The organism is Deltaproteobacteria bacterium, from assembly GCA_016208165.1.
In the GTDB taxonomy this organism is placed as follows: domain Bacteria; phylum Desulfobacterota; class Desulfarculia; order JACQYL01; family JACQYL01; genus JACQYL01.
The window spans coordinates 1-5,939 of the sequence record JACQYL010000023.1 but is presented as its reverse complement, the minus strand read 5'-3'; the positions used below and the strand labels follow the sequence as shown (position 1 = coordinate 5,939).

7 protein-coding genes and 1 pseudogene are annotated in these 5,939 nt (G+C 50.8%); 4 read left to right on the top strand and 4 right to left on the bottom strand.

The features are described 5' to 3' along the window. Nucleotides 1–3 precede the first annotated feature (3 nt). Together HY788_04020 and HY788_04015 are read left to right on the top strand one after the other, a co-directional pair. A pseudogene (locus tag HY788_04020) lies at nt 4–105 on the top strand (3-hydroxybutyryl-CoA epimerase). 9 nt (nt 106–114) lie between these two features. Next, nucleotides 115–378 carry an OB-fold domain-containing protein gene (locus HY788_04015; protein ID MBI4773339.1) on the top strand — a complete coding sequence of 88 codons (264 nt, stop codon included), beginning with the start codon at nt 115–117 and terminating at the stop codon, nt 376–378. Between the two features lie 449 nt (nt 379–827). On the opposite strand, the gene HY788_04010 is transcribed toward HY788_04015, so the two are convergent. The 3 genes from HY788_04010 to HY788_04000 all read right to left on the bottom strand — a co-directional run bounded on the left by HY788_04010 (nt 828) and on the right by HY788_04000 (nt 4,080). After that, complete coding sequence (locus tag HY788_04010; protein ID MBI4773338.1) at nt 828–1,616, bottom strand: SDR family oxidoreductase; 789 nt, start codon at nt 1,614–1,616, stop codon at nt 828–830. A 335-nt stretch (nt 1,617–1,951) separates the two neighbouring features. Then, nucleotides 1,952–3,064, bottom strand: a complete 1,113-nt coding sequence (locus tag HY788_04005; protein MBI4773337.1) for an AI-2E family transporter — start codon at nt 3,062–3,064, stop codon at nt 1,952–1,954. A gap of 692 nt (nt 3,065–3,756) precedes the next feature. After that, the gene (locus HY788_04000; GenBank protein ID MBI4773336.1) at nt 3,757–4,080 is read right to left on the bottom strand and encodes a hypothetical protein; all 324 of its coding nucleotides are present in this window, start codon (nt 4,078–4,080) and stop codon (nt 3,757–3,759) included. Between the two features lie 367 nt (nt 4,081–4,447). Between HY788_04000 and gcvH the strand changes: the two genes are divergently transcribed. Continuing rightward, a complete protein-coding gene (gene gcvH, locus HY788_03995; GenBank protein ID MBI4773335.1) occupies nt 4,448–4,891 on the top strand; it encodes a glycine cleavage system protein GcvH in 444 nt (147 codons plus the stop codon). Nucleotides 4,892–4,993: 102 nt separating this feature from the next. Here gcvH and HY788_03990 read toward each other — a convergent pair whose 3' ends face one another. Then, nucleotides 4,994–5,563 carry an HD domain-containing protein gene (locus tag HY788_03990; GenBank protein ID MBI4773334.1) on the bottom strand — a complete coding sequence of 190 codons (570 nt, stop codon included), beginning with the start codon at nt 5,561–5,563 and terminating at the stop codon, nt 4,994–4,996. A gap of 270 nt (nt 5,564–5,833) precedes the next feature. Between HY788_03990 and HY788_03985 the strand changes: the two genes are divergently transcribed. Next, on the top strand, nt 5,834–5,939 hold a 106-nt coding region (locus tag HY788_03985), incomplete at its 3' end, for a hypothetical protein (protein MBI4773333.1).

Here is a 5,939-nt window from a genome sequence, read left to right as displayed (position 1 = left end):
TTCGTGAAAGAAGATAAACTCATGGGGTCACGATGCAAAAGGTGTGGGGATATTTTCACGCCGCCCCGGCCTATTTGTCCGAAATGCTCGGATTCAGAACTGGAATGGGTCCAAATGAAAGGGACCGGTAAGCTTGCGGCATTTACCTGCATATCCATCGGCCCCGCATTCATGACGGCGGAGGGGTTCAGCCGCAAGAATCCCTACTGCGTAGGTGTCGTAGAGTTGGATGAAGGATCCAGGGTGGACGCCAGGATCGAGGGCGTGGACACCAACAAACCGGAGACGATCAAAGTGGGGATGCCCATGACGGTCAAATTTCTCCATCGAGGTCAAGGTCCCGACGAAAAGACCTATCTGGGATTCGAGCCGGTTTGAGCATAAGGGAACCGGCAGCATTTTCATATAAATACGATACGCTTCACAGAACGTAGTTTAGGACCGTCGGCGGTGAGATAAGTCTCGAGTATCCATCGCCGCGGTCCTTCACAGCCTGGGTCAAATGCTCATCGGTCTTACCCTTCCCGTTTTAAGACGGCGGATAGCCGTCTCCCTTCTCGTCAATCGGAGATCTCCATCCGGAACACGCATACGGCCTGAGTCGCGTCGGTTAAATCGGTCAAATAGGAGGCCCGGCAAGGCGCCTCACCCTTTTGAAGCACTTGATCCGTCGATGTTGGTTCCGGCAAAAAAAGGCCCCGCCGGCTGAGAGAAGGGAAAACTCGACCGGCGGGGCATAGCAACCCCCTATGTTGTAGGGTATTTATTTAGACCATCAGGAAAGCAAAAAGTTTATCCTCATCCGTGTGAGGTTTCCGTTGTTTTCTTCAAGTCTGATATCCGAATTGTGAGAAGTGGCTGATCCCTCCGATCTGCCCGGATAACTCCATTTCCGCGTCCGCCATCAAAAAGAGCGCCAGACGGGCTGAACGTTCCGGGGGATTGAGTTCTCCACGCTCCTTGTATCCACGGAAGATGAACTCGTTCTCTTCACCCAAGAGATTCACATCCGTGCCACGTATGGAAGTTTGCATGTCGGTATCCATCACACCGGGGTCCAATCCGAACACTCGAATGGAATACGGGGCCAGTTCCTGAGCGAGATAAAGCGTAAGTGTGTTGAGCCCCCCTTTTGCGGTGCTGTATACGGAGAATCTCGGTAAGACGAAACGGGCGAGCCCCGAGGTGATGTTTATGATGCAGCCGCCTTTGCCGTCCATCATAGTCTTAAGTGCTTCCCGGGCGCAGAAATAGGGTCCATTCAGGTCAACGTCCATGGTTCGTTGCCATTCCTTGGGATCGAGATCGGAAATCATTCCGATCGGCCGGACTACGGCGGCATTGTTGACCAAGCCGTCCACCCGAACCCACTTCCTGTAAATCTCCGAGAAAGCAGCTCGGACCGAGTCGTATTTCCCTACGTCCGTTTGGATCGAAAAACAGACGGAACCATAACTTTGACGAATCTCCCCTTCGACTTTGGCAAGATCGTTTTCGCTTCTGGCCAAAAGGGCCAGTTGGGCCCCTTCTCGAGCGAAGACATGTGCGATGGCGCGTCCGTAGCCTCGACTGGCTCCCGTAATCACAATACATCGTTCGTCAAGTTTACCGCTCATAATGCACCCCCCGTTGAACCCAAGCATTTGGCGACACGAGATGACAAAGCCCACCCCCTACATGTTACTCTTCCCTGGATCGAGGGGCAACTGTTGAAATCCGTCAAAAAGGAAGACTTTCTACCATCCGTCGAAATGGTTCGTTTCACCGAGTTGCGGTGGGCCTCAGTACCGCGAGTGAGCGCGGTTCGTCGTTCGATCCCGTCCAGGGGGATGCCGGGCTTCTTGTGGATTCCGCAAAAGGCTGCAAGTAGAAACCTTCCCATAGACTTCCGGGCCAAGGGTCCCCCCTTGATTCGACCGGTAATTTGATCCTTCCAACGGCTTGTTCCGTTCTATTCTTCGGATAATGCCTCATCCGACCCGGGCGGGAGCTCCGAATCTTTTCGCGTTTTGAGAACATACGGTAGCGCCAGATCCAGAAGGCTCTTGAAAAGAGACACGATGGGGATCGCAAAGACGACCCCCCAGAATCCCCAGACGGCTCCGCATACCATGATGGAGAATATAATGGCTGTGGGATGAACCTTTACCGAACTGCCGAGAATCAATGGGGCGAGGATATTGCCGTCGATCAGTTGCAGGATGCCGTAAGCCGCACCGACTTTGAACATGTCTATGGTCCAACCCCACTGAGCGTACGCCAAAACTAATACCGGAATCGTTACTACCGCTACCCCGATGTAGGGAACTATGGTTGACAAACCCGTTAGAATCCCCGTTAGAATCGCAAACTTGAAGTCTAGAATCCAAAACACGATACTCGTGGAAACCGTCATAATGATGATTTCGAGGGATTTGCCCCGTAGAAGATTGCCGATTTGCCGGTCCACGTCTGTAAGCACCTGAAACAACAACTCGTTGCTATGGGGAATGAACTGAAGCAGCCAATCCAGAATGAGCTTTTTGTCCTTTAGAAAGAAAAGCACGAGAAAAGGAACCAGTATAAGATAGATGGTCAGAGCCAGAATGCTCGGGATTTGCATCAGTGTGAACCCTGCAAGATTTCCGACGAATTCCTCCAACCTTTCGGCGAGCTTGGGGATCAGCTTCTGAAGATATTGGGTTTCATTTCCCGAAAGGTACCTTGCCTGGAAGCCGTTCAGGACTTCCTGAAGTTGCGCGACGATTCTCGGCACCTCTGTCAGCAACTGGGTCAACTGCTTTGTCAAAATCGGGAGGAGCCAGATGAAGATCGATAGAAAAAACACGAAAAACAGTGAAAAGACAGCTATGGCGGCAACGAATCTGGGAATCCGCCTCCGCTCCAGCAGTCGCACGAGGCCATCCATCAGGTAAGACAGCACCAGCGCGGCAAAAAACGGAGCCAGGGCATCCCCGAAAAAAGCGATTACAAGCAAAAGAACCACCAATACACAGGTCAACAGGATGATCTGCTTGTCGAACAGCCATGACCAGGATTTCCCTGTTTTTGCGTTTTGCTCCATGGTTTATCCAAATTCCTCCTTGTGCTTTTTGCCATTTACATCAGGACGGCCTGCTTTTCAACAGCCTTCCACGACGAAGAAGAAAACGAGAGAGCTGCGTCCTCCTTCAGGATGCCATTGAGAAATCGCGAAAATATATCAATTGTACCTTTAAGATTTATAGGCAAGTCAATATGAATATTACTGAATTCTTCAGCAGCGACACGAGTACTGCAGGCATCCTTGTGAAGTACGGAATCGTTAGGCCTTCAAGATGATCTCACTCTGAGATAGGCGAGCCCGGCCACTGGGCGACCCGATGCAGCGAGTGCCGCAAAACTTAGGCCTTGAAAACCAATTCACACCGGCCGCCGTCCAAGTCGCAAACAGGCTATAGGACATCTTTCAGGTTGGAGAATCGTCTTTGAGACGCCTTTCAAGGGCCTAAAAAGATCCTGTGCGTGAGTCCGATCTTCCCTTGGGAAACCCCCTTCGGGGCAGGGGAAGATAACGAGGAGGCGGGACGGAGCGAATGCTGCACGGAGAAAAGATGGAAATAGATAATAATACTTAATCGTTAGGAATACTTTCAGGAAGGCGGTACAATGGATTTGACTCTGCCGTGTATCGAACACCTACAGGCGGGCACTGCACCTGCACCACCGCCGGAGTGACCCCGGCCGGTTCACCGCGCAAACCTGTTGAGGCGAGAGTTATCGAGGGGACCGCTTTTCCTGGGCTACGATTCTACACGTAGCATCGGTGTTGCCCTTGCCGACTCCAACCACATCCGCCAAGCCTGAAATTCTGGACCCTCCGTCGAAAATCTCGAACCGGATCCGGTCGTCCAGGAAAAGTTCCACGGGCATGGAAATACGGAAACTATCTTCGGTTATGGTTTCTACGTCTCCTACCCAAAAGGTGAAGTCCCTGTCTTTCTTGTATCTTATGGGAAGAGGGAAGGCCCCCATATCGGGTGAGGTCCTGGAAACCGCTTTGGATGTCGCTTTCGCGGTCATTGTGCGTACTTGAGCCATTTTGTAATACCTTGTATCCTAGAGCAAACTCTGCTCTTTTATGTTAACCCACTATTGTTTATGAAAGATTAGCCGCTTCCTTCTCATTAGTCAACCACAAAAGATGAAGTGGTTTGTGAAGTGTTGTCCTGCAAGATGTCAACTCCGTTTGCATGGAATCCGGGGCTGGTTGTAACCGAAAGTATTTTATGAAGTATCCCAAAAAAAATCGATACTCTAAGTCCTTAGCTAAAAAGAGTCGCGCTTCGGATTTTTACATAAAAAACTCTTGAAATTGAATTTGGATTGGTATAGTAGCCAGAAGAAATCGGCGTCGTTATGTAAGCATTTGCAATCGAGGCGACTAGGCTATAGGCAATGAGGGGCTATGGAGGAAACGAGATTTACACTAGAACACATCTGGGCCCGATTGGATGATGACAACTGCGTGACCATCGGAATCACCGATTACGCGCAGGAAGAATGGGGCGAGGTCTCTGAGGCGACGTTACCCGAAGAAGGTGATGAGGTACTCAAGGAAGAACAGTTTGGAGTTCTGATTTCCTCCCAGGGAAAGCATCCTCTATACGCTCCCGTCACTGGAGAGGTCACTGAACTAAATGAGGAGGTTTTGGAAAATCCTGAGATCATTAACGAAAACCCCCTTACCGACGGTTGGCTCATCCGTGTTTCCATCAGTTCCACCATCGAATTCGACGAACTGCTGACGGAAGAAGAATACGACGAAGTCTTGAGAGACGACTTGGAGATGGACGAAGAGGATGAGGAAGATGAGGAGGAGGAAGACGAAGAGGAGGACGACGATCTCTAGATGCTCCCCCGAATCGTGCAGGTTCACCCGGTTCTCGGCACTCGCGATTTCCAACGGGCCCTGCCGGCTACCCCTTATCTTGTCGCCTCAATGTAAACGGCGCTACACGTCGGGCGTCCACCATTCTTCGTGATCACTGAACCACCAATCTTTGTGGTTTCTCCGCTGAATGGTCTCCGCCAGGCTCCGGGCTTCGTCCGAGTAAAGGCGCTTCAGCAGGTGGGGCACCCATTCGTCCGCATGAGAATTCCCCATGTCCTTCTGTTCTTTGAGGGCCAATAAAAGGTCCAATTGGTCCGCATCATGAGCCAATCGGGCTTCCAGGCTCGAGCGGCTTTTGTACTCGGCCAGGATTTCTCCGAGTTCGCTTCCGAACGGAAGCGAGTTACAAAAATGCCGGATCGCTTTTTCTTCATTCACGGTAACATATTGTTTATACACATAGTTTTGATCACCTGTTCGTGCTTCTGTGAGATCGTGAAACAGGCACATCGTTATGAGCTTACAGGGATCGGAATCGGGTCGCATTTTGGAGAGCACGTAGCCGATGACCGCGGATCTGAACGAGTGTTCTGAAACCGACTCTGTACCGCTTCCCAGAAAACGATATCCCGTTCTGGGAGTTTTGTGGAGGAATCCGACCTCAAAAAGAAAGTCTGCGACAGCGTGCATTTCCGGCCTCTTTAAGGGTGTCGATGGAATAATATGAAGGGGTCTCTTAACATTTAAAGTCATGTAAGTCAAAAAAATGTTTAAAAAAACCGGCTTGACACCCCCTGTGGAGGCTGTTATGGTTTCTGGGCGGGAACTTGCATGTCGGACATCCAACCGTAATGCGAAACGGCCTTTCAATCCGGTGTATCTATACTCCAATTCCAGGACCAGAATAGTTCGACGAATGACAGAGAGGCGTTTGTGAAAGCCGTCCGGCAATTATCGAAGATGGTTCTATCTGCTCGGAAGATTATCGCTCTCACGGGAGCCGGCATCTCTGTGGAAAGCGGGATCCCCGATTTTCGAAGTTCAGGAGGACTCTGGTCCAAATACG